The organism is Streptomyces sp. NPDC008139 (assembly GCF_042957025.1).
Taxonomy (GTDB): Bacteria; Actinomycetota; Actinomycetes; order Streptomycetales; family Streptomycetaceae; genus Actinacidiphila.
In genome coordinates this window covers 89,820-113,014 of sequence record NZ_JBIBHM010000001.1, presented here as the reverse complement: position 1 = coordinate 113,014, position 23,195 = coordinate 89,820, and the positions used below count along the sequence as shown (strand labels likewise).

Sequence of the window (23,195 nt, the reverse complement as noted above, 5' to 3'; positions counted from 1 at the left end):
CGGGGGTGGCGGGTCGTCGGCCACGGTCACTGTCACGTGAGGCGATGCTCCCTGCCGCGAGCTCCCCCCGCAAAGCCTTTTTCCCAGCGGAAGACCCGCCCGGCCCGCCCCCACCGGCCGGTGGTCCGGGGACCACCGAACTGCCCCGCCGGGGCGGGTGGTGACGTGAGGGAGCGTGGTGGCTTGTCGCGCAGTTCCCCGCGCCCCTAAAAAAGATCGGCTCGCCGCCCGGGCGGAGGACGGTCGCCCCGTCAGGGGCGCTGGGGGCACCTCCCGGCCGAAGGCCGGGGGAGGAACTGCGCGGGCAACCCGCCCACCGGCCGGTGGTCCGGGGACGACCGATCTGCCCCGCCGGGGCGGGTGGTGACGTGAGGGAGCGTGGTGGCTTGTCGCGCAGTTCCCCGCGCCCCTAAAAGATCGGCTCGCCGCCCGGGCGAGAGACGGTGTGCCCCGTGTCGTGAACGGGGTGGGGGTTACCAGCGGGGGGGGTGGGGTGGAGAGGTGGTCGGCCAGGCGGGAGAGGGGGTCGCGGAAAGGGGGGCGGCGAGGGGCCGTGGCCTCACCCGCAGCGGAGCTGACAAGGTGCTGGAGGACGTCGAGGGAGAGCGCGGGCGCCTCGGGGGAGGGAAGGCTCAGTACGTCGTGGGCGAGGCCGTCGAAAGGGTGACCCTCCGGGGAGGCGGAGAGGGCGAGGACGGTGGCACCGGAGCGCCTGGCGTCGTGGACGCGTTCGAGGATGCCGGCTCCCGGCCGGTCGGGGGCGACGAGCAGCACGGTCTCGCCGCGAGCGGCGGCGGCCAGCCGTCGCAGACCGACGGCGAGATGCGGCGGCGCGCCCGGCGGCACGCGGAACCGCAGGAGCGTGGGGGAGAGTTCGGGCACCCCGCTCCAGGCGGCCTCGTCGTCGAGGTGCGCGGCGAGGTGCCACGGCTCGTACGCGTCGGTGCCGACGAGCAACAGCGGTCCCGGCCCGCGCTGCACCGCGGTTCTGAGGGTCCCGCCGAAGGCCCGGGCGGCGCGCGGCCACTCCGTTCCGGCGAGCACTTCGCGCAGCAGCGCGACCCGTACGGCGTCCATGGCACGGCATCCTTCCGCCCCCGGAGTGATCCGCGCCACCGAACACCGTCGAACACCGCCCGCACCTGGCAGGATCGCCGGTATGACTACCCCTGAGGACGTGAAGACCCCGGCCAAGGCACCGGCCAAGGACCCCTGGGAGCTGCCCGACGTGTCGGGCCTGGTGGTGGGAGTGCTCGGCGGCACCGGTGACCAGGGCCGCGGGCTCGCCTACCGGCTGGCCAGGTCGGGGCAGAAGGTCGTCATCGGCTCCCGCAACGCCGAGCGCGCGCAGACCGCCGCCGCTGAACTCGGCCTCGGCGTCGAGGGCGCGGACAACGCGGAGTGCGCCCGCCGCAGCGACATCGTGATCGTCGCGGTGCCGTGGGACGGCCACGCCAAGACCCTGGAGTCACTGCGCGAGGAACTGGCGGGCAAGCTCGTCGTGGACTGCGTCAACCCGCTCGGTTTCGACAAGCAGGGCGCGTACGCCCTCAAGCCCGACGAGGGCAGCGCCGCCCAGCAGGCCGCCGCCCTGCTCCCGGACTCGCGGGTCACCGCCGCCTTCCATCACCTGTCGGCGGTGCTGCTCCAGGACCCGGAGATCGCGGAGATCGACACCGATGTGATGGTTCTCGGCGAGGCCCGCGCCGACACCGACATCGTCCAGGCGCTCGCCGCCCGTATCCCCGGCATGCGCGGTGTCTTCGCGGGCCGGCTGCGCAACGCCCACCAGGTCGAGTCGCTGGTCGCCAACCTCATCTCGGTCAACCGCCGTTACAAGGCCCACGCGGGCCTGCGCCTCACCGACGTCTGAGCCGCATCGAGCCGTAGCCGCGCCGCATCCGAGCCAGCCACGCGAGCCAGCCAGCCACGCGAGCCGGTACACGCGAGCCGTACGTCCGAGACGTACGGCTCGCGTCCCGAGCGGTCGGGGGCATGGGGGACAATGGCGGACGACCGTACGCGTCCGCCCGGACAGGAGCCGCACCCCATGCCCCGCCTCGCCCTCTACGCCCTCATCGCGTGCCTGCTCGCCGTCGCCGCCGCGGTGGTGTCCTTCGCGCACGGCAGCTTCCTGGGCATCGTGTGGGTGCTGCTCGCCGGGCTGACCAGCAACATGTGCTGGTACTACTTCCGCAAGGCGAAGATGGACGCCGCCGCTGCCGCCGACGCGACGGGCCGGCCGCAGAGCTGACGTCACTTCCGCCAGAACTGGAACAGCGTGTAGCCGTAGTCCACGTAGTCGCGCGGCACGTGCAGCCAGCCCATCACCGTGTCGATGGCGTGGAAGAACTTCACGTTCACCGCCGGGATCCACAGCACACCGAAGACCGCCAGCAGGCCGAACTGTGAGAAGGGCTCGAACTGGCGGCGGGCGGCGGGCGAGAGCCACGGCTCGATGATGCCGTAGCCGTCCAGGCCCGGGACCGGCAGCAGGTTCAGGATCGCGGCGGTCACCTGGAGCATGGCCAGGAAGGCGAGCGCGCACAGGAACTCGGTCGGCCAGGAGTCCAGCGCGCCGAGCGCGAACGGCAGCATCAGCAGCACCGCGAAGGCGACGTTGACCAGCGGGCCCGCCGCCGAGATCAGGCTGTGCCGCCAGCGCCCCTGGATCCGGCCGCGCTCGATGAAGACGGCGCCGCCGGGCAGGCCGATGCCGCCCAGGATCACGAAGACCACCGGCAGCACGATGGACAGCAGCGCGTGCGTGTACTTCAGCGGGTTGAGGGTCAGATAGCCCTTGGCGCCGATGGAGATGTCACCGCTGTGCAGGGCGCTGCGGGCGTGCGCGTATTCGTGCAGGCACAGGGAGACGACCCAGCCGGACACCACGAACAGGAAGACCGCGAAGCCGTGGTCGGAGGCGAACTGGCTCCACACCGCCCAGCCGGACACGGCCATCACCGCGACGATGGCGAGGAAGATCGGGCTGATCCTCCGGTCGCTGCCGCCGCGACGGTCGGCCCTGCGGATCGATGTGACGCTCATGGACGGGCTCCTGGCGTGGGCGGTGGGGCGCTGAGGCTACGGGAGGTCGTGCGCGGGCTCGGCGGCCCGACTGTGGGGGGACTGACGGTGGTGGGGACGGACGCGGCCTGAGGCAGCCGCCCGATCATGCCATCCGGGACGGAAACGACACAGGCCGTGCCCGGGAAACGTCCGGCGGCGTGACCAGGTTCCAGCGCCGCGTCACGCCGGGCCACCGCTGTACGCAGGCGCGTGAGCGGACGCCACGCCTCCGCCCCTCCGTGGACCGTACGCCGTCGCCGCCGCGGGCGGGCCGGGGCCGACCGGGGCGCGGTGACCGTGCGGGCTCCGTAACAATGGGGCCGTGCGATACGCGATTCTCGGCACCACTCAGGCTCTGCGCGACGACGGCACGCCCGCCGCGCTGGCGGGCGGTCGGCTGCGCGCGCTGCTGACGGCGCTCGCACTGCGGCCCGGCCGGGTGATCGGCGCGGACGCGCTCATCGACGAGGTGTGGGACGGCGACCCGCCCGCCGGGGCGACCGGCGCGCTGCAAGCGCTGATCGGTCGGCTGCGCCGGGCCATCGGCCATGACGCGGTCGGCTCGGTCGACGGCGGCTACCGGCTGGAGGCGACGCCCGAGGACGTGGACCTCTACCGGTTCGAGCGGCTGGCCGACGAGGGGGCGCGGGCGCTGGCCGACGGCGACCCGGTCAAAGCCGCCGGCCTGCTCGGCGACGCGCTCGCGCTGTGGCGCGGGGCCGCGCTCGCGGACCTGCCCGACCGGGGTACGGCCGCCGTCCGCAGCGAGGCGCTGCGCAGGGACGCCCAGCGGCAGCGGCTCACCGCGGAACTGGCCCTCGGCAGGGCCGGCCCGATCCTCCCCGAGCTGGCGGAGCTGGCCGCCGCGCACCCCCTGGACGAGCCGCTGCGCGCCCTCCACATCCGCGCCCTGCGCGCCGCGGGCCGTACCGCGGACGCCCTGGCCGCGTACGAGTCGGTCCGCCGTGACCTCGCCGACCAGCTCGGCGCCGACCCCAGCCCCGAACTGCGCGCCCTGCACGCGGAACTGCTGAACCCGCCGGGTGACCGTCCGGTCGGGGGGAATCCGCCCGGCCCGGGCGGTTCCGCGGCCGGAAGGGCGCCGAGCCGCGCCCGCGGCACCCGCCCGCCCACCCCCGGATCCGACACCCGCGACCCGACCGCGGCCCCCGGCCAACGCCCGGGCGATCACGGACAGGACGGCCGGGACCACCGGACCGGACCCGCTTCCGGCGGACACGGGCCGGGCGGCCCGGCCGGATACGGCCCGGGCGGATCCGCCCGGACCCGTCCCGGCATCGGTGGAGGCTGGCAGGGCGGAGACGGGCCGGGCGGCCCGGCCGAGTACGGCCCCGGCGGGGCCGTCATGGGCGCCGCCGGGGGCGAGGCGGCTGACGGCGGTGCCGTCGGGCGTCGGGGCGCGGCCTTTCCGGGCGGGGCCCGGCCCGTACCGGGGAACGCCCGCGCGCGGCTGACCAGCTTCGTCGGCCGCGAGGCCGACCTGGCCGCGGTGCGCGGCGACCTGTCGCGCGCCCGGCTCGTCACGCTCACCGGACCCGGCGGTACGGGCAAGACGCGGCTGTCGCAGGAGGCCGGTGACCTGGTGGCGCAGCGCTGGAAGGACGGCGTCTGGTACGTCGAACTGGCGCCGGTCAGCGATCCGCGGACGGTGCCCGAGGCGGTGATCAGCTCGCTGGGGCTGCGCGAGACGCTGCTGCACTCCGGCAGCGCCACCGAGGCCGCGCTGTCCGTCGAGACCAAGACCAAGGACCCGGCGCGGCAGCTCGCCGACTACTGCGCGAGCCGCGAGCTGCTGCTGGTGCTGGACAACTGCGAGCACGTGATCGGCGCCGCCGCGGCCCTGACCGAACAGCTCCTCGCGCACTGCCCGGGCGTCTCGGTGCTCGCCACCAGCCGCGAACCCCTGGGCGTGCCGGGCGAGTTGGTACGGCCGCTGGACCCGCTGCCGGACCCGACGGCGCTGCGGCTGCTCGCCGACCGGGGCGCGGCGGCCAGGCCCGGCTTCTCGGTGGACGAGGACCCGGTGGCCTGCGCCGAGCTGTGCCGCCGCCTGGACGGGCTGCCGCTGGCCATCGAGCTGGCCGCGGCCCGGCTGCGCAGCCTCTCGCCGCGCCAGCTCGCCGACCGTCTCGACGACCGCTTCCGCCTCCTGACCGGCGGCAGCCGTACGCTGCTGCCCCGCCAGCAGACGCTGCGCGCCGTCGTGGACTGGAGCTGGGACCTGCTGGACCCGGCCGAACGCGTCCTGCTCCGCCGCCTGGCCGTCTTCCACGGCGGCTGGACCCTGGAGGCCGTCGAGGCGATCTGCCCGGACCCCGAAGGGACCGACCCCGCGGAAGCCGGCCCGGCAAAAGCGGCGGACGGCGCCTGCGACGGCGTCCGCATCGACGCCCTCGACGCCGCAGCCCTGCTCGCCTCCCTGGTCGACAAGTCCCTCGTGCTGGCCGACCTCACCGACGACGGCGTACGCCACCGGATGCTGGAGACGATCTCGGAGTACGCGACCGAGCGGCTGGAGGAGTCCGGCGAGCGCGCGGCCGTCGAGCGGCGGCATCTCACGTACTTCAGGGAGTACGTGCGCACCGCCGACCCGATGCTGCGCGGCGCGGGGCGCGGCCAGCACCGGGTCGCGGGCGAGGAGGGCGTGGGCCAACTCGTATGGCTGGAACGGCTGGAGCGCGAGCACGAGAATCTGCGGGTCGCGCTGCGCCGGGCGGTGGAGACCGGCGACGAGCAGGAGGCGCTGCTGCTGGTGCTGAGCTGCTGCTGGTTCTGGGAGGTCCGCAACTACCAGTCGGAGCGCCGTCATTGGCCCGCGGCGGTGGCCGCGATGGGCCCCGACCCGTTCGAGACGCCGCCCGCCCTCGAACCGCTGGACCGCGGCCCGCTGGACGATCCGCCGCCGCTGGAGGGCGAGCGGCTGCTGGAGGCCAGGCGCTGGGTGCGGATCGAGGACATGGCGTCCATGCAGGGCGAGACCGACTGGTGGGAGCACCCGAAGCTGGCCCGTATCGGCCGCGCGCTGATAGAGACTTACCCGCCGCATCTGCCGCAGTCCGCCCGCTTCCCCGGCATCCTGCGGCCCTACGGCGCCTTCTTCTCCGGCGACTTCTCCCGGCTCGGCCCGCTGATGGACGAGACCGTGGAGAGCTGCCGCGTCCACGGGCGGCAGTGGGAGCTGGCCTTCGCGCTGCAACTGCGCGCCAAGATCAACAACGACATCAGTGAACGGCTCGCCGACGCGCTGGCCGACATCGCGGAGAGCCGCGGGCTCTTCCAGCGGCTCGGCGACGAGTGGGGCACCGCGGAGACGCTGTCCGCCGAGGCGGAGGCGGCCTCCAACGGAGGTGAGTGGGCGCGCGCCGCGCAATGCTGCCGCGACGGCATCGCGCTGGCCCGCAAGATCGGCTCCCACCAGCACGTACCGGTGCTCACCGTCCGGATGGGCGAGGCGCTGTTCAACTCGGGCGAGGAGGACGAGGGCGAGCGGCTGCTGCGCGAGGGGGTCGCGGACGCCGACAAGTACGCGGCGGCCAGCGAGGGCGCGGGCTTCTTCGGCCGGGTGCTGCTCGCCCAGGTGCTCAGCCGCCGCGGCAGGCTCGACGAGGCGCTGGAGCTGATCGACGACGCCCTCGACGCGACGATCCGCCACGCCAACGGTGTGCCCGGCTTCATCAAGGGGCTGTTGCACGCCATGCGCGGCTCCCTGATCGGCCGAGCCGGTGACCCGGAGACCGGGCTGCGGCTGATCGACGACGGTGTCGCGGAGCTCAGTCGCCACCCGCTGGCCACCGTCATCACCCCTCGGCTGGCGATCATGCTCTCGCCCGGAGTGGTGGAACTGCTGACGATGCTCGCCACCGCGGACGGCGCCGACCAGGAGCGTGCGCTGCGCAGGGCGCGCCGCGCGGTGGCGCTGCTCAACGCCAACGGCCGCCTGCGGCCGTCCGTGATGGCCCCGGCCGAGCGGCAGGACATGGAGCAGGCGGAGGGCCGGCTGCGGGAGATGCTCACCGACGCCGGGTACGAGGCCGCGCACGCGGAGAGCGACGGCCTCACCCTGGAGGAGGCCGTCGCTCTCATGCGTGACGTGGACTGAAGCGAACCGGTACGGGGTGGCCCGGCGGCCGGGTCAGGTCTTCTTGCGGAAGCGCGCCACCGCCAGCGGCATCGTCACCGCGGTGATGCCGACCGACCAGGCCAGGGTGATCAGCACCGGGTGGGTGACCGAGCCGCCGTTGATCAGCCCGCGGGCCGCGTCGGCCAGGTTGGACAGCGGGTTGACCTTGGTGAAGCCCTCCAGCCAGCCGGGCATGGTGGTCGGCGGCGCGAAGATCGAGCTGCCGAACTGAAGCGGCATCAGCACCAGCATCGCGACGCCCTGGACCGCCTGGGGCGTCTTCATGGCGAGGCCCAGCAGGATGAAGATCCACATCAGGGAGGCGCCGAACACCGCCGACAGGGCGATCGCCCCGAACAGGTGCAGGACATCGGTGTGGATGGACAGGCCGAGCGCGAAGCCCATGCCCAGCAGGATCGCGATGGCGATCATCATCCGGCCCATCTCGACGACGATCTTCGCGATGAGCACCGAGGACCGCGCGATCGGCATCGTGCGGAAGCGGTCCATGACCCCCTTGCGGAAGTCGTCGTTGACCCCGCTGCCGACGGCCATGGAGATGTTCATGCCCATCATGGCCATCAGGCCGGGGATCACGTAGTTCACGTACTCCTGCTGGTTGCCCTTGCCCGCCACCGCGCCGCCGAAGACGTACACGAACAGCAGGGTGAAGATGACGGGCATCAGGACCGCGTCGAACATCGACTCCGGGTCCTGCTTGATCTGGAGCATGTTGCGGCGCGCGAGCGCGCCGATGTGCCGGAGGTTGGCCCGCAGGCCGATCCGTCCCTCGCCGGTGGCCGCTGCCTTCGCGGGCGCGGTGACCGTCGCCGTAGCCGCGCTCATGCCGCGACCTCCACTTCGTTCTTGTCGTCGATCCGGGTGTCCTCGTCCGGCCGGGCGGCGGGCTGGCCCGCGCCGTCGTCGGACTTCTTGCCGGTGATGGCGAGGAAGACCTCGTCCAGGCTGGGCAGGTGGGTGCCGATGTGCGCGATGGAGAAACCGCGGGTGCCCAGCAGGCCGACCACGGCGGTCAGTTGCTCGTCGCTGAGGATCGGCACGCTCACCACGCCGTCCTCGCGGTCGGCGGTGGCGCCCGCCACCCCGTCGAGACCGGCGCCGGAGATGGCCTCGGCCATCGCCGCCACCATCGAGGGCTCGCTCGGCCGGATCACCAGGGTGCGCCCGCCGACCTTCGCCTTCAGCTCCTCCACCCGGCCGTTGGCGATCACCCGGCCGCGGTCGATGACCGTCAGCTCGTTGGCGAGCTGCTCGGCCTCCTCCATGTACTGGGTGGTGAGCAGGACGGTCGCGCCCTCGGAGACCATCCGCTGGACCTCGGCCCACACCTCGTTACGGGTGCGGGGGTCCAGACCGGTGGTCGGCTCGTCCAGGTAGAGCACCGCCGGGTTGCCGATCATGCTGGCCGCCAGGTCGAGGCGGCGGCGCATGCCGCCCGAGTACTCCTGGGCCGGGCGCTTGGCGGCCTCGGTGAGCGAGAAACGCTCCAGCAGCTCGTTGGCGCGGGCCTTGGCGTCCTTGCTGGACAGGTCGAGCAGCCGCCCGATCATGTACAGGTTCTCCCGGCCGGACAGCTTCTCGTCCACCGAGGCGTACTGGCCGGTCAGGCCGATCACCCGGCGGAGCTGCCGGGGCTGCTTGAGCACGTCGTATCCGGCGACCCACGCCGAGCCCGCGTCGGGCTGGACCAGCGTGGACAGCACGCGCACCAGGGTGGTCTTGCCCGCTCCGTTCGGGCCGAGCACGCCGAGCACGGTGCCCTGGCGGACATCGAGGTCCACCCCGTCGAGGGCCTTGGTCTCACCGTAGTGCTTGACCAGACCCCGTACCTCTACGGCGGAGTGCCCGCCGCCGTCAGTCAGTCGCTTCGTCATGCCGACAACAATGGCGGGTGCCGCTGACACCGCGCCGATATCGCGCCGACAGCCGGGGACCGACCGTAGCGATGGCGTGTCAGCGACCTGTCAGCGACCGGTCACCGATCGGTCGGTAACGCTAGAGTGGCACGCTGACCAGCAGTGTTCCGTCCGCCGCCCGGATCTCGAAGCGGCTGATCGAGTCCTTGTGCAGTCCCGCGGCGCCGTGCACGGTCAGCGGTCGCGGCTGGGCGTCCGTGCCGTAACCGGTCTCCGGCACCGCCCAGGTGGCCACCGTCTGGCCGTTGCCGTCCAGCGCGACCGCGACCAGGCTGCACGTCTGCGGGCCGCGTACGCCCGTCAGCCGCAGGTCCACCACGCTGCCCCAGCCCTTGTCCGCGATGCCGACGGTCGCCCTGACGCCGGTCTCCGGGTTGGTCGCGGAGCGCTGGTCGGACGCGAAGGCCCCGGCGGCCGGGCGCCCGCCGCCGTCGTCGGTGGCCAGCACCGCGACCAGCGGTCCGCCGACCACCAGCACCGCCACGGCGGCCACCGCGGCCAGCCGCCGCCGCTTGCGCGCCCCGCGCTCGCGGGCGACCTGGTCGAGCAGCCGGCCGAGCATCGCGTCACCGCCGGGCGGATGCGCGAAGGCGACGCCGTCCTCGCGCATCTCGTTGAGCACCGGCAGCAGCCCGCTCAGCTCGTCCAGCTCCCGGCCGCAGCTCTCGCACTCGACCAGGTGCTCCTCGAAGCGGGTCATCTCCGCTTCGTCCAGCGCCCCGAGCAGATAGGCGCCCACATCGACGTGCGGTGTCATGAAGTGGTCACCCCTCTCTCCTCCAGCGCGTTCCGCAGGGCCCGCAGCGCGTAGAACACCCGCGACCGTACGGTGCCCTGCGGCAGTCCCAGTTCGTCCGCCGCCTCGTTGACCGTACGGCCGCGGAAGTATGTCTCGACCAGCACCTCGCGGTGCGCGTCCGACAGGTCCCGCAGGGCGTCGGAGATGGTCATCAGCCGCAGCGACCGTTCCAGCTCGTCCCTGGCGGGGAGCAGGTCGAGCGCGGCGGGCGAGGTCTCCGGCGGCCGGGAGCCGCGGCTGCGGTGGCCGTCGATCACGATCCGCCGGGCCACCGTCACCAGCCAGGGCCGCAGTGAACGGGCCGCCGGGTCGAGCTTGGCCGCGCTCTTCCAGGCCCGCAGCAGCGTCTCCTGCACGACGTCCTCGGCCAGGAACCGGTCGCCCGCGACGAGCCGCAGCACATAGGCGTAGAGCGCGCCCGCGTGCTCGCGGTACAGCGCCCGCATCAGCTCCTCCTCCGGAGCCGACACCGGCGGTTCCGTCGGTTCCGGCGGCCCGGGGGCGCCGGGAGGTGGTCCGTCCACGGCGGCATCCTGCCGTACCCGCTGCCGTGGGTCGAGTTCGCCCGTGCCGGGACCCATGCCGACCTCCTCCCGTTCCGCGGCGCTCCCCTCCCGTATACGGACGCCGTGCCCGGATGACTCATGCCGTTCCGGACAAAACCGTTCCGGACGAGAACGCGGGTAAGAATGCGGACAGGTTTTCGGACAGAAACGAGAAGGGCGGCGCACCCGGGAGAACCGGGGCGCCGCCCTCCGCGGACGGGCGCGGGGATCAGTGGAAGGGGATCAGTGGAAGGTGTGCTCCTCGGCGGGGAAGGCCCCGCCCACGACGTCCTCGGCGAAGGACTTGGCGGCGTCGCCGAGCACGCGGCGCAGATCGGCGTACTGCTTGGTGAAGCGCGGCACCTTGCCGCCGGTGAGCCCGGCCATGTCGGTCCAGACCAGCACCTGGGCGTCGGTGTCGGGGCCCGCCCCGATGCCGACGGTGGGGATCTGGAGCGAGCGGGTGACCTCGGCCGCCACCTCGGCGGGGACGAGTTCGAGGACGACGGCGAAGGCACCGGCCTCCTGCGCGGCCTTGGCGTCCTGGACGAGCCGGTGGGCGGCCTCGTCGCCGCGGCCCTGCACGCGGTAGCCCATGGTGTTCACCGACTGCGGGGTCAGGCCCAGGTGCGCCATGACCGGGATACCGGCCCGGACGATCGCCTCGGTCTGGGCCAGGGAGCGCTCGCCGCCCTCCAGCTTGACCGCGCCGACCCCGGCCTCCTTGATCAGCCGGGTGGCGCTGCGCAGGGCCTGCACGGGACCTTCCTGGTACGCGCCGAAGGTCAGGTCGCCGACGATCAGTGCGCGGCTGGTGCCGCGTACGACGGCGGAGGCCAGGATCGTCATCTCGTCCATGGTGACCGGGACGGTGGTCTCGTAGCCGAGGTGACAGTTGCCCATCGAGTCGCCGACCAGCATGACCGGGATACCGGCCTCGTCGAAGACCGACGCGGTCATCGCGTCGTAGGCGGTGAGCATGGGCCACTTCTCGCCGCGCTCCTTGGCCAGGGCCAGGTCGCGGACGGTGATACGACGGGTGCCGGTGCCCCCGTAGAGCGCCTTGGGGTGGTCGGCGGGCTGGGCGCCGGGCGTGCCGGTCGCGGTCGTGCCCTGGCCGGCCCGGGAATCACGGCCCTGCTCGCGGGCAGCCGAAAGCTGCGTCATGGTGACGGCTCCTTCAGTCATCTCGAGGCGCCCTGACGGCGTCCCCGGATCCCTTCCATGCTGGCACGGCTCGCCCGGTCCGGAAAGAGGGGGCACGTTTTTGCCGCCCCTTTACGATACGAGACGGGATCGTATCGAAAAAGACCCTAGGCTGACCCTCATGGCCGACAACTCGATGACCGCCCCGCCGTCCCACGTGCCGGAGGCGATCCACCGCCGCCGCTGGGCGATTCTCACCGTGCTGTTGTTCAGCCTCCTCGTGGTGGTGCTGGACAACTCGATCCTCAACGTGGCGATGAAGACCATCGCCCAGCCCTCACCCACCGGCCTCGGCGCCTCGCAGAGCCAGCTCGAATGGGCCATCAACTCCTACACCCTGGTCTTCGCGGGCCTGCTGTTCACCGCCGGCCTGCTCGGCGACCGCCTCGGCCGCAAGAAGGTCCTGCTCTTCGGCATGGTCGTGTTCGGCGCCGGATCCGCGCTGTCCGCGTTCTCCGGCTCCGCGGGTGAACTGATCGGCTACCGCGCGGTGATGGGCCTCGGCGGCGCCTTCATCATGCCCGCCACCCTGGCGATCATCATGAACGTCTTCGAGCGCAAGGAGCAGCCCAAGGCGATCGGCATCTGGACCGGCGTGGTCGGCCTCGCCATCGCCATCGGCCCGATCACCGGCGGCGCGCTGCTCGAACACTTCTGGTGGGGCTCGGTCTTCCTGATCAACGTGCCGATCGTGATCGCCGCGCTCGTCGCCATGTTCATCCTGGTGCCCGACTCGCGCGACCCGCGCCCCGGCCGCCTCGACCCGGTCGGTGTGCTGCTCTCCATCGTCGGCCTGGTCCTGCTGATCTACGGCATCATCAAGGGCGGCCAGTTCGGCGACTTCACCAAGCCCGAGGTGTGGGCCACGATCGTCGGCGGCCTCGTCGTCCTCGGCGCCTTCGTGCTGTTCGAGAAGCGCAGCGACCACCCCGCCTTCGACGTCACCTACTTCAAGGACCGCCGCTTCTCCGCCTCCGTCGCCGCCATCGGCCTGGTCTTCTTCGCCCTGATGGGCGTCACCTTCTTCATCGTCTTCTACACCCAGACCGTGCGCGGCTACAGCCCGCTCAAGACCGGTCTGCTGCTGCTCCCGCTGGCCGCCGCGCAGATGGTCTTCGCGCCGCGCGCCCGGCTGGTGGTCGACCGCTTCGGGGCGCGCGCGGTGTGCACCGCGGGCCTGACCCTCACCGCGATCTCCTTCCTCGGCTTCCTGCTGCTCGGCCAGTCCACGCCGATCTGGGTGCTGGAAGTGCTGTTCTTCCTGATGGGTACGGCGATGGCGCACGTCATGCCGCCCGCCACCGTCATGATCATGTCGTCGCTGCCGCGCGAGAAGGCGGGCTCCGGGTCCGCGGTCAACAACACCTTCCGGCAGGTCGGCGGCGCGATCGGCGTCGCGGTCCTCGGCTCGGTGCTGTCCACCGTCTACCGCAACGGCATCAACGACCACCTCGACGTCCTGCCCGCCGGCGCGCGGCACTCGGCGGGGGAGTCCATCCAGGCCACCATCGGTGTCGCGGAGAAGCTCGGCCCCAAGGGCCAGTCGCTGATCCAGCCCGCGAACGACGCCTTCATCCACGCCATGCACATCACCGCCGCGTGCTCGGCCGCCGTCGCCCTGGTCGGCGCCGTCGTCACCCTGGTCTTCCTGCCCGCCAAGGAGCGGGTCGGACAGGCGCCCGACGCCGCCGCGGAGCCGGAGAAGGTGGGTGCCGAGCAGTGATCGACCCCGCCAGTACGTCGGCCGCGCGGCGCGGTCGCCCGCGCTCCGCGGCCGTCGACGGCGCGGTCATCGAGACCGTGCTGCGGCTGATCGCCGAGGGCACCTCGCTGTCCGAGCTGTCCATGGAGGGCATCGCGCGGGAGGCCGGGGTCGGCAAGGCCACGGTCTACCGCCGCTGGCCGGGCAAGGAGGCGCTGCTGATCGACGTGCTCGCCACGGTCGACTCCCACCCGCTGCCCGAACTGCCCGGCACGTCCTTCCGTGACGATCTGATCGTCGCGGTCGAGTCGATACGGCGGCGCGGTGTGGCCAAGCGGGAGTCCGCGCTGATGCGGACGATGCTGACCGAGGCGCAGAGCAGCCCCGAGCTGTGGCGGTGCTACCACGACACGGTCATCGCCACCCGCCGTGAGGCGCTGGCCCAACTGCTGCGTCGCGGCATGGCCGACGGCGACATCCGGCCGGAACTGGGCAGGGACGTCGAGCTGCTGGTCGACTTCGTGACCGGACCGATGCTGGCGCGCTCCACGCTCCGGCCGGACGCCGAACTGTCGCCCGACCTCACCGAACGGCTGGTCGATCTGCTGCTCGACGGGATGCGCCCACGCGGCTGACCAGCGGCGGGGCGTACGGGAGTACACGGGGGGCGCGGGGATGTCCACCGCGCCCCCCACATATGTCCTCCGTGTCCCCGTCGTGTCACAGGTGGGGCCGATGCGGTGGGTGAAGGAACCCGCCGCACCCCGCTGTCCGTCGGTTCTCATAACGATCCCCTAAGGTCGGCAGAGCACCCGGCAAGGCAGTGAGGACCCATATGACCCAGGCGCAGAGCGGCACGGACGCGACCACGGACGGCAGCGCCTTGCCGCCCAGGAACGCCTCCGGAGCCCGCGCCCGGTTCCGTCACTGGTGGCAGCCCGAAGGCATGTGGCGGCGCGGCATCATTCTCGCCGTCGTCGCCGTCCTCGTGGCCGTCCTGCTGCTCGTGCACGCCGACCTGCCGAACCGGATCGGCAACCTCGGCAGTCTGCTGGAGACCTTCCTGCCCTGGATCGGCCTGGCCGTGCCGGTGCTGCTGGTGGCCGCCGTGCTGCGGCGCTCCACGACCGCGCTGATCGCCCTGCTGCTGCCGTCGGTGATCTGGCTCAACCTCTTCGGCGGCCTGGTCACCGACAAGGCGTCCTCCGGCGGCGATCTGACGGTGCTCACCCACAATGTGAACGCCGAGAACCCGGACCCCGACGGCACCGCCAAGGACGTCATCGCGGCCGGCGCCGACATCGTCGCCCTGGAGGAACTGGCCGAGAGCCAGGCGCCCCGCTACGCGCGCGACCTCGCCGCCACCTACCCGTACCACTCGGTGCAGGGCACGGTCGGGCTGTGGAGCAAGTACCCGCTGTCCGGGGTGCGCACGGTGGACATCAAGATGGGGTGGACCCGCGCCATGCGGGCCGCGGTGAAGACCCCGGCCGGCCAGGTCGCGGTGTACGTGGCGCATCTGCCGTCCGTGCGGGTGAAGTTCAACGCCGGATTCACCGCGGGACAGCGCGACAACGCGGCGGACGCGCTCGGCCGGGCCATCGCGGGCGAGAACCTGCACAGCGTGGTGCTGCTCGGCGACCTCAACGGCACCATGAACGACCGGGCGCTGGCCTCGGTCACCTCGCAGATGCGCTCCACGCAGGGCGCGGCGGGCAACGGCTTCGGCTTCAGCTGGCCCGCGTCCTTCCCGATGGCCAGGATCGACCAGATCATGGTCAAGGGCATCGAGCCCAAGGCGTCCTGGACCCTGCCGAAGACCGGCAGCGACCACCTCCCGGTCGCCGCCCGCCTCCAGGTGCCGTAACCCCTCCGAACACGGCTTTCCCGCGGTTCGGCGCACTCCGCCGGATGGCGCACCGAGGTGGCGGCGCGGCGGCGGTTGCGCGAGCGTGACCCGCAGGTGCTCGTCGCCGGCGCCCGGTCCGCTGCCGTGAGGGTGTCGCCATGCAAGAACCGATGTCCGCCGCCGCGCGCAGACGCGGGTGGCGTGAGTGGCTTTCCCCCGCCCGGGCCGCCGTGGCCGCCGGGTGGTGCCTGCTGTCCGTCGCGGGCGTGTGGCTGGTGCAGCGCCTGGTGCGGGTCTCGATGATCGACGTGATGGTCTACCGGGCGGCGGGCTGGACGGTACGCACCGGCGGCGACCTGTACTCGCTGCGCGCCGACGGACTGCCGATGACGTATCCGCCGTTCGCTGGACTGCTGTTCGTCCCGCTGACCTGGCTGGACGTGGGCGCCATGCGCACCGCCGCGACCGTGGCGAATCTGCTGCTCGCGGTGGCCTTCGCCGCCCTGTCGCTGCGGCTGGTCGACCGGCGGCCGACCGTGGCGTCCGCGCTGCTCCTGACCGCGCTGGTGGTGTGGTGCGAGCCGGTCTGGGCGACCCTGCGCTACGGGCAGGTCAATCTGCTGCTCGCCGTGCTGGTGCTGGCCGACCTCACCTGCCGGGCCGACCGCAGGTGGGCGGGGGTCGGCATCGGCATCGCCGCGGGCATCAAGCTCACCCCGGTGCTGTTCGTCGCGCTGCTCGCCCTGGCCGCCTTCACCACCCGCGGGCGCGGCACACCGTATCTGCGCCGCGCGTCGGTCGCGGCCGGGACCTTCGCGGCCACCGTCGGCGTCGCCGCGCTGGCCCTCCCGCACGACTCGGTCCGCTACTGGACCCAGGACGTCTTCTCGCCCGACCGCGCCGGTTACGCCGAGGAGGTCGCCAACCAGTCGCTGCGCGGCGTCCTGGCCCGGCTGACGCACAGCGGCGACCCCGGCACGCTCTGGCTCTGCGTCGCGCTCGCCGTCGCCCTCGCGGGACTGGCCGTCGCGGTGGGCGCGCTCACGGCCGGGGACCGGCTGCCGTTCGCCGCCGCCTGGGCCGCGGTCTCCTGCGGTGTGACGGCCCTGCTGGTCAGCCCGGTGTCGTGGACGCACCACTGGGTGTGGGCGGTGCCCATGACCGTGCTGCTCGTCGCCGAGGGGGTACGCCGCCACGACCGGCGGTGGGTCTGGGGCGCGGCGGCGGCCGTCCTGGTGTTCTGCTCGTACGCGCTCTGGGCCCTCCCGCACGGCCGGGCACGCCCCGAACTGCACGAGAACCCCGCCCAGATGCTCCTCGCGGCCTGTTACCCGCTGGCCGGGCTCGCCTTCCTCGCCGTCGCGGGCCGCGTGGTGACCACGGCGCTGCGTACCGAGTCCCCGTCCCCGGCCCGCGCGGCGCGGTCCCGCGCAGCCCGCCTCAGGTCCCGTACAGCCGGCTCACGTTCGCCCGCGGGGCGGGCCGCGAAGCGGCGGCCCGCCCCGCGGCGAAGCCGGTCAGCAGATTCTCCGTGACCTTGGTGACGAACGTCCGGGTGCGCTCGTCCATGCCGTGGTCGCGGCCCATCAGACCGGTGCCCGCCATCAGCCCCTCGACCCAGCGCATCGTCCCGGTGGCGAAGACGCCCGCGCCGCCGGGCACCGTGTAGTACGCCGAGTCCGAGTGGCTGGCGCGGCCGTCGCACACCAGCGGCGAGTGGGCGACGACCTCGATCGGCGCCGGGGTCGGATAGCCGGGGTCCACCCGGTCGTACTCGACGCCGACCAGGTGGGCGAAGCGGTCGCCCCGCGCGGCGCCGGTGCCCGCGAAGAGCCAGTGGTCGGCGCTCTCCACCACGTACGGGGCGTCGGTCGGATACCCCTCGTAGATGACGCCGGTCAGCGAGGACTCGGGGTCGGGGGCGGGCCGGGCGCGGAAGTCGTTGGTCGGCTTCGCCGGGTCGCGCGCGAGGCCGGGGTCGCTCTGATAATCGGTCTTGTAGCAGACCACGGTGCGCGGTTCGCCGCCCCGGACGGCTTCGAGGCGGACCCGTCGGAAGCAGGTGTTCGCGCCGAGGAAGACCAGATTGGTGCCCGCGTCCCGCGCCGCCGTGACGTGCGCGCGCTGCTCCGGCGTCCAGTACTCGTCGTGGCCGAGCGCCACGGCCGTGGTCGCGCCGCGCAGCACGCCGGGGGCGCGGTGGACGTCGATCCCCGTCGTGTACGCCAGCGGCAGCCCGAGCCGCTCGGCGAGGACCACCAGGGCGCGCTCGTACACCAGGAACTTCTCGGCGCCGCTCTTCGCGTACGGCCGGTCGAACGACACGGCCAGCGACCGGTCTCCGTAGCCGCCGTCCCGGCCGTTGTAGAGGCTGTAGCCGCCCCAGTCGTTGTACGCCTGCCAGGTCGCGGGCGCGTGCATGATCAGGGTCCGGCCCGTGGCCACGGCCGAGCGGACCACGAGCGGGACGTACCGCTGATGGCCGTCGTCGGAGGTGAGCAGCAGCAGATAGGCGCCCTCGGGCCAGCCGTCGGTGGGGACGTCGAGGCCGCGCTCCCAGCCCGCCGTCACGGTCCTGGTGGACCCGGACGTCCTGGGCCCCGGCTGCCGGTGCCCCGCCGTCCGCGGCGACGTCCACACCCGTGTGGCCTGCGACCCGCCGTACCAGCCGACCCGGTAGGCGGCGACGCGGAAGCCGGGCGCGGTCGTCGACACGTACAGGCCCACGCGCTCGCCGGGCCGGACGCTGACCTTGTCGGCGTACCCCTCGATCGCGTCCGGCGGTCCCAGCGAGCGGATCCGCCAGTCGTCGGTGCCCGCCCGCCGGACGGGGGTGGGGCCGCTGGTGGGGGTGCGGCGCACCGCGGCGGAGCCGCTGTCGCACCCGGCCGCCGCCGCACCGACCACCCCGGCGACGGCCGCGTGGAGCACGCGCCGGCGGGCCGGACCGGGCGGCGCGCCGTCGTCGGCGGGACGGGCGTACGGGCCGGGAGGCGGGCTCCCGGCGCCCGGCTTGGGCGCCGGACCCTTCGCGGCCGGGTGCTCGCGTTCCTCGTCGGCTTCCTCGTCCACTTCCGCGTCCCCTTCCCGGTGCGCCGGGCGCTGGGGTGCGGCTCGGCTCCGTCAGGACGATCCTGCGCGTGATCCGGCCGCCCGCGGCCACGGCGCGCCGAACGCGGCGGTCACCGGGCGGTGTTGGTCAGCTCTGCTCGCCCTCGCGCCAGCGGTTGGTGATCGGCAGCCGGCGGTCCTTGCCGAAGCCCTTCGCGGAGATCTTCGTGCCCGGCGGGTACTGCCGCCGCTTGTACTCGGCGGTGTCGGTCAGCTTGAGGATGCGGGTCACCAGTTCGGCGTCGAAGCCCGCCGCGATGATCGCCTCGCGGCCCTGGTCCCGGTCGACGTACATCTCCAGGACCCGGTCGAGGACGTCGTAGTCCGGCAGCGAGTCGGTGTCGACCTGGCCGGGGCGCAGCTCCGCGCTCGGCGGCTTCGCGATTGAGTTCTCCGGGATCGGCGGGGTCTCGCCGCGCGCCTCGGCGTCGGCGTTGCGCCAGCGCGCAAGCCGGAAGACGGTCGTCTTGTAGACGTCCTTGATCGGGCCGTACGCGCCGACCGAGTCGCCGTACAGCGTCGAATACCCCACCGCCAGCTCGCTCTTGTTGCCCGGCGCGAGCACGATCTGGCCCTCCTGGTTGGAGATCCCCATCAGCGTGACGCCGCGCAGCCGCGACTGGAGGTTCTCCTCCGCGAGGCCGGTCAGCGACAGCGACGCCATGTAGGCGTCGAACATCGGGGCGATCGACACCGTACGGAGGTTGAGGCCGGTCCTGCGGGCCAGTTCCGCCGCGTCGCCCTTGGAGTGGTCCGAGGAGTACGCCGACGGCATCGACACGCCGTACACGTTCGCCGCGCCGATCGCGTCGACCGCGATGGCGGCCACCAGGGCCGAGTCGATGCCGCCGGACAGACCGATCAGCACCGAGCGGAAGCCGTTCTTCTCGACGTACGCGCGCAGGCCGGTGACCAGCGCGCCGTAGATCTCGGCGTCGTCGCTCAGCCGCTCGGCCTCGCCGCCGGTGAACTCGGCCGGATACGGCTCGACCGGCGTCTCGGACAGCGTCACATGGCGGATCTCCAGGCCGTCGGCCACCCGCCCGGACGGCGCGGGCCCGGGCGCGGCGGGCAGGTCGAGGTCGAGCAGCACGCACTCCTCGGCGAACTGCGGGGCCCGCGCGATCACCTCGCCGTCCTCGCCGACGACGATCGTGTCACCGTCGAAGACCAGCTCGTCCTGGCCGCCGACCATCGCCAGATACGCCAGCGTGCAGCCCGCCTCCCGCGCGCGCCTGCGCACCAGGTCCAGACGCGTGTCGTCCTTGTCCCGCTCGTACGGCGACGCGTTGACCGACAGCAGCAGACCGGCGCCGGCCGCGCGGGCCGCCGGGACCCGGCCGCCGTCCTGCCACAGGTCCTCGCAGATCGCCAGCGCCACGTCCACGCCGCGCACCCGGATCACCGGCATGGTGTCGCCCGGCACGAAGTACCGGAATTCGTCGAAGACCCCGTAGTTGGGCAGGTGGTGCTTGGCGAAGCGCAGCGCCACCTCGCCGCCGTGCAGCACCGCCGCGCAGTTCTGCGGCGCCCCTGCGGGCTGCCCGAACCTCGGCCGCGCGTTCTCGCTGCGGCCGAGATACCCCACGACCACCGGCAGTTCGCCCAGGCCCTCGTCCGCCAGCCGCTTCGCCAGCGCCACCAGGGCCGCGCGGCTCGCGTCCACGAACGAGGCGCGCAGCGCCAGATCCTCCACCGGGTACCCGGTGAGCATCATCTCGGGAAACGCCGCCAGGTGCGCTCCGCGCGCGGACGCGTGATGGGCCCAGCGCACGACGGTCTCGGTGTTCCCGGCGATGTCGCCGACGCGGGAGTCGATCTGATTCAGGGCGAGGCGTAGTTGAGGCATGGCCTCATCTTAATCGTCAATGCGACGAGATGTCGCCTGGGGCGCCCTTGCCCAGGGAGTCGGCCCCGAAGGGGCGCGGGGAACCGCCCGGCCACCTCGCGGTGGAGGGCAGGCGCGAAGGGGCGCGGGGAACCGCGCGCTCAGCCACCGTGCTCCCGCAGGTCACCACCGGCCCCGGCGGGGCAGATCGGTTGTCTCCGGGCCACCGGCCCGTTGGTGGCTGGCCGCGCAGTTCCCCGCGCCCCTTAAAAGATCGGCGTACCGCCCCGGTCAAGGAACCGGCCGGGGCCGCGCCCCAGAAAAGATCGGCCTGCCGTCCCTCGCAAGAAAATCGTTTCAGCGGCGCAGCCAGACGGCGGTGTCGGCGGGGATACGGCCGTCGAGGAGAGGTCCGCTGGTGAGCAGGAGCTCACTGTGCGCGGGCAGCTCCGCAGGAGCGTCGGCCAGGTTGACGACGCAGACGAACGCGTCGGTGCGGCTGAAGGCGAGGACGCCCGGGCCGGAGTCGAGCCAGTGCATGGGACCGTCGCCCAGACCGGCCTCGGCGCTGCGAATCCGCAGCGCCGACCGGTACAGCGAGAGCATCGACGCCGGGTCGGCGGACTGGATCTCGGCCGTGCGCCCCGCCCAGTCGGCCGGCTGCGGAAGCCACGGCTCCGCCGAACCCTCGGGGCTGAAGCCGAACGGCGAGGAGTCGCCGGACCAGGGCAGCGGCACACGGCAGCCGTCCCGGCCGGGGTCGGTGCCTCCGGACCGCAGGTACATCGGGTCCTGGAGCTTGGCCGCCGGAATGTCCTCGACCTCGGGCAGCCCCAGCTCCTCGCCCTGGTAGAGGTAGACGGATCCGGGCAGCGCCAGGGTCAGCAGCGCGGCGGCCCGCGCCCTGCGGGTGCCCAGCTCCAGGTCGGTCGGGATCCCGAACGCCTTGGTCGCGAAGTCGAAGCCGGTGTCGACCCGCCCGTAGCGGGTGACCGTACGCGTCACGTCGTGGTTGCACAGCACCCACGTGGCGGGCGCGCCCACCGGCTCGTGCGCGGCCAGCGTCGTCTCGATGGACTTGCGGAGCTGCTCCGGCGCCCAGGGGCACGCGAGGAAGTCGAAGTTGAACGCGGTGTGCATCTCGTCCGGCCGCAGATAGTGCGCGAAACGCACCGCGTCCGGCAGCCACACCTCGCCGACCAGGATCCGCGTGTTGTCGTATCCGTCGGCGATCCGCCGCCAGCCGCGGTAGATCTCGTGCAGGTCGTCCCGGTCGATGTACGGGTGCGGGGCGGCCGGGTCGCTGCTCAGGTCGGGCAGCTCCGGGTCCTTGGCGACCATCGCGGCGGAGTCGATCCGTACACCGCCCGCGCCGCGGTCGAACCAGAACCGCAGGATGTCCTCGTGCTCGGCCCGGACGTCCGGGTGGTTCCAGTTGAGGTCGGGCTGCTCGGAGTCGAAGAGGTTCAGGAACCAGTCGCCGGGCGTGCCGTCCGGGTCGGTCGTCCTCGTCCAGGCCGGGCCGCCGAACTGCGAAGGCCAGTTGTTCGGCGGCAGCTCGCCGTTGTCACCGCGGCCGGGGCGGAACCAGAAGCGGTCGCGCGCGGGCGATCCGGGACCGGCCGCCAGCGCCTCGCGGAACCACGGGTGGGCCGCCGATATGTGGTTCGGCACGATGTCGATGATCGTCCTGATGCCCAGCGCCAGGCCCTCGGAGATCAGCTTCTCGGCCTCGGCGAGCGTGCCGAAGACCGGGTCGATGTCCCGGTAGTCGGCCACGTCGTATCCGCCGTCGGCCATCGGCGACGGGTACCAGGGGTTGAACCAGAGGGCGTTGACGCCCAGCTCGGCCAGGTAGGGCAGCCGGGAACGCACCCCGGCGAGGTCTCCGGTGCCGTCGCCGTTGCTGTCGGCGAAGCTCCGCGGATAGACCTGGTAGATGACCGCGCCGCGCCACCAGTTCTCGTCGGCCTCGGGCTGAGGGGTGTCTGCCACGTCAACGTCCTTTCGGGCAGGTGGGACCCCGCCGCCGGCCCCGGAGGCGGGGATGTGGGCATAGAGGCCGGCGGCGGAGTTCTTGGGGGTGCGTTACGGAAGGCTTGCGGTCCGGTGACCCGTCAGCCCTTGAGGCTGCCCGCGGTCAGGCCGGACATGATGTTGCGCTGGAAGAGCAGGAAGATCAGCAGGGTCGGCACCGCGGAGATGGCCAGCGCGGCGATCAGCACGTTCTGCGGTACGCCCTGCGAGAGCGAGTTGATGCCGATGTTGATCGGCTGGTTCTTCGGGTCGGGCTCCACCAGCATCGGCCAGAGGAAGTCCTTCCAGACGTTGACCACCGCGAAGATCGACACGACGCCGAGGATCGGACGCGACATCGGCAGCACGATCGACCACAGCGTGCGCAGCGGCCCGGCGCCGTCGATCTTCGCCGCGGACATCAGGTCCTCGGGAATCGAGTCGAAGAATCGCTTGAGCAGGAAGATGTTGAAGCCGTTGGCCACCGTGGGCAGCCAGATCGCCCACGGGGTGCCGATCAGGTTCACGTGCAGCAGCGGCAGGTCGAGGACCGTCATGTACTGCGGCACGATCAGCACCGCCGCCGGGATCATCAGCGTGGCGAGCATCATGCCGAGGATCAGATTGCCGAGCACCGGCCGGAGCTTGGAGATCGCGTACGCCGCCGCCACGTCGAAGACGAGTTGCAGCAGCAGCGCGCCGAACGCGTAATAGAAGGTGTTGAAGAGCAGCCGGGCGATCTTCAGCTCGCTCCAGGCGTCCGAGTAGTTGCTCGCCCTCGGGTGTTTCGGGAAGAGCGTCGGCGGATTCGCCAGGACTTCCTGGGCCGACTTGAAACCGCCGGTCACCATCCAGTAGAGCGGGCCGAGGAACACCAGGGTGAAGACCAGGATGACCAGGCTCAGCACGGTCCAGTAGACGAATTTCGCCCGCGGTCGGCTCAAAGTGGCCGACGAGATCAGGGTCCGGTTTTGCTGGGTGAACGCTGCCAT

At 72.6% G+C, this 23,195-nt stretch carries 18 protein-coding genes; 8 read left to right on the top strand and 10 right to left on the bottom strand.

Features of this window, described 5'->3' with window-relative positions; genetic code table 11:
• Positions 1-720: 720 nt before the first annotated feature.
• The 3 genes from ACFZBB_RS00485 (at position 721) to ACFZBB_RS00475 (ending at position 2,254) form a co-directional block, all read left to right on the top strand.
• A complete protein-coding gene (locus tag ACFZBB_RS00485) occupies positions 721-1,173 on the top strand; it encodes a hypothetical protein (RefSeq protein ID WP_391116351.1) in 453 nt (150 codons plus the stop codon).
• Positions 1,160-1,873 (top strand): NADPH-dependent F420 reductase, encoded by a 714-nt coding sequence (gene npdG / locus ACFZBB_RS00480; RefSeq protein ID WP_355334512.1) that lies wholly within the window; start codon positions 1,160-1,162, stop codon positions 1,871-1,873. Before ACFZBB_RS00485 ends, npdG begins: the two co-directional genes overlap by 14 nt.
• A 177-nt stretch (positions 1,874-2,050) precedes the next feature.
• The gene (locus tag ACFZBB_RS00475; RefSeq protein ID WP_391116349.1) at positions 2,051-2,254 is read left to right on the top strand and encodes a hypothetical protein; all 204 of its coding nucleotides are present in this window, start codon (positions 2,051-2,053) and stop codon (positions 2,252-2,254) included.
• Positions 2,255-2,256: 2 nt separating this feature from the next.
• Here the strand turns inward: ACFZBB_RS00475 and ACFZBB_RS00470 are convergent, their stop codons facing one another.
• A complete protein-coding gene (locus ACFZBB_RS00470; protein ID WP_391116347.1) occupies positions 2,257-3,048 on the bottom strand; it encodes a site-2 protease family protein in 792 nt (263 codons plus the stop codon).
• A gap of 343 nt (positions 3,049-3,391) precedes the next feature.
• Here ACFZBB_RS00470 and ACFZBB_RS00465 point away from each other — a divergent pair, with 343 nt between their 5' ends.
• The gene (locus ACFZBB_RS00465; RefSeq protein ID WP_391116345.1) at positions 3,392-7,189 is read left to right on the top strand and encodes a BTAD domain-containing putative transcriptional regulator; all 3,798 of its coding nucleotides are present in this window, start codon (positions 3,392-3,394) and stop codon (positions 7,187-7,189) included.
• A 33-nt stretch (positions 7,190-7,222) separates the two neighbouring features.
• Here the strand turns inward: ACFZBB_RS00465 and ACFZBB_RS00460 are convergent, their stop codons facing one another.
• From ACFZBB_RS00460 to panB, 5 genes are all read right to left on the bottom strand, one after another.
• The gene (locus tag ACFZBB_RS00460; protein WP_188280623.1) at positions 7,223-8,056 is read right to left on the bottom strand and encodes an ABC transporter permease; all 834 of its coding nucleotides are present in this window, start codon (positions 8,054-8,056) and stop codon (positions 7,223-7,225) included.
• A complete protein-coding gene (locus ACFZBB_RS00455; protein WP_391116343.1) occupies positions 8,053-9,105 on the bottom strand; it encodes an ATP-binding cassette domain-containing protein in 1,053 nt (350 codons plus the stop codon). The genes ACFZBB_RS00460 and ACFZBB_RS00455 overlap by 4 nt, the downstream gene beginning before the upstream one ends.
• Positions 9,106-9,226: 121 nt before the next feature.
• Positions 9,227-9,904, bottom strand: a complete 678-nt coding sequence (locus tag ACFZBB_RS00450) for a zf-HC2 domain-containing protein (RefSeq protein WP_391116341.1) — start codon at positions 9,902-9,904, stop codon at positions 9,227-9,229.
• Positions 9,901-10,527 (bottom strand): sigma-70 family RNA polymerase sigma factor, encoded by a 627-nt coding sequence (locus ACFZBB_RS00445; protein WP_391116339.1) that lies wholly within the window; start codon positions 10,525-10,527, stop codon positions 9,901-9,903. The genes ACFZBB_RS00450 and ACFZBB_RS00445 overlap by 4 nt, the downstream gene beginning before the upstream one ends.
• A gap of 207 nt (positions 10,528-10,734) precedes the next feature.
• Complete coding sequence (gene panB, locus ACFZBB_RS00440; protein ID WP_391116337.1) at positions 10,735-11,658, bottom strand: 3-methyl-2-oxobutanoate hydroxymethyltransferase; 924 nt, start codon at positions 11,656-11,658, stop codon at positions 10,735-10,737.
• 160 nt (positions 11,659-11,818) lie between these two features.
• Between panB and ACFZBB_RS00435 the strand changes: the two genes are divergently transcribed.
• From ACFZBB_RS00435 to ACFZBB_RS00420, 4 genes are all read left to right on the top strand, one after another.
• Positions 11,819-13,420 carry a DHA2 family efflux MFS transporter permease subunit gene (locus ACFZBB_RS00435; RefSeq protein ID WP_391116335.1) on the top strand — a complete coding sequence of 534 codons (1,602 nt, stop codon included), beginning with the start codon at positions 11,819-11,821 and terminating at the stop codon, positions 13,418-13,420.
• On the top strand, positions 13,417-14,034 hold the full coding sequence (locus ACFZBB_RS00430) for a TetR/AcrR family transcriptional regulator C-terminal ligand-binding domain-containing protein (protein WP_391116333.1): 618 nt from the start codon (positions 13,417-13,419) through the stop codon (positions 14,032-14,034). Before ACFZBB_RS00435 ends, ACFZBB_RS00430 begins: the two co-directional genes overlap by 4 nt.
• A gap of 311 nt (positions 14,035-14,345) precedes the next feature.
• Positions 14,346-15,266, top strand: a complete 921-nt coding sequence (locus tag ACFZBB_RS00425; RefSeq protein WP_391117437.1) for an endonuclease/exonuclease/phosphatase family protein — start codon at positions 14,346-14,348, stop codon at positions 15,264-15,266.
• A 152-nt stretch (positions 15,267-15,418) separates the two neighbouring features.
• On the top strand, positions 15,419-16,783 hold the full coding sequence (locus ACFZBB_RS00420) for a glycosyltransferase 87 family protein (protein WP_391117435.1): 1,365 nt from the start codon (positions 15,419-15,421) through the stop codon (positions 16,781-16,783).
• Here ACFZBB_RS00420 and ACFZBB_RS00415 read toward each other — a convergent pair.
• From ACFZBB_RS00415 to ACFZBB_RS00400, 4 genes are all read right to left on the bottom strand, one after another.
• Positions 16,689-18,320, bottom strand: a complete 1,632-nt coding sequence (locus tag ACFZBB_RS00415; protein WP_391116332.1) for a N,N-dimethylformamidase beta subunit family domain-containing protein — start codon at positions 18,318-18,320, stop codon at positions 16,689-16,691. The two genes, ACFZBB_RS00420 and ACFZBB_RS00415, sit on opposite strands and share 95 nt — an antisense overlap.
• A 127-nt stretch (positions 18,321-18,447) precedes the next feature.
• Entirely contained in the window at positions 18,448-20,208 is a 1,761-nt protein-coding gene (locus ACFZBB_RS00410; RefSeq protein WP_391116330.1) for an NAD+ synthase, read from the bottom strand.
• 336 nt (positions 20,209-20,544) lie between these two features.
• Positions 20,545-22,182 (bottom strand): alpha-amylase family glycosyl hydrolase, encoded by a 1,638-nt coding sequence (locus ACFZBB_RS00405; RefSeq protein WP_391116328.1) that lies wholly within the window; start codon positions 22,180-22,182, stop codon positions 20,545-20,547.
• Positions 22,183-22,304: 122 nt separating this feature from the next.
• Positions 22,305-23,195 (bottom strand): ABC transporter permease subunit, encoded by an 891-nt coding sequence (locus ACFZBB_RS00400; protein ID WP_391116326.1) that lies wholly within the window; start codon positions 23,193-23,195, stop codon positions 22,305-22,307.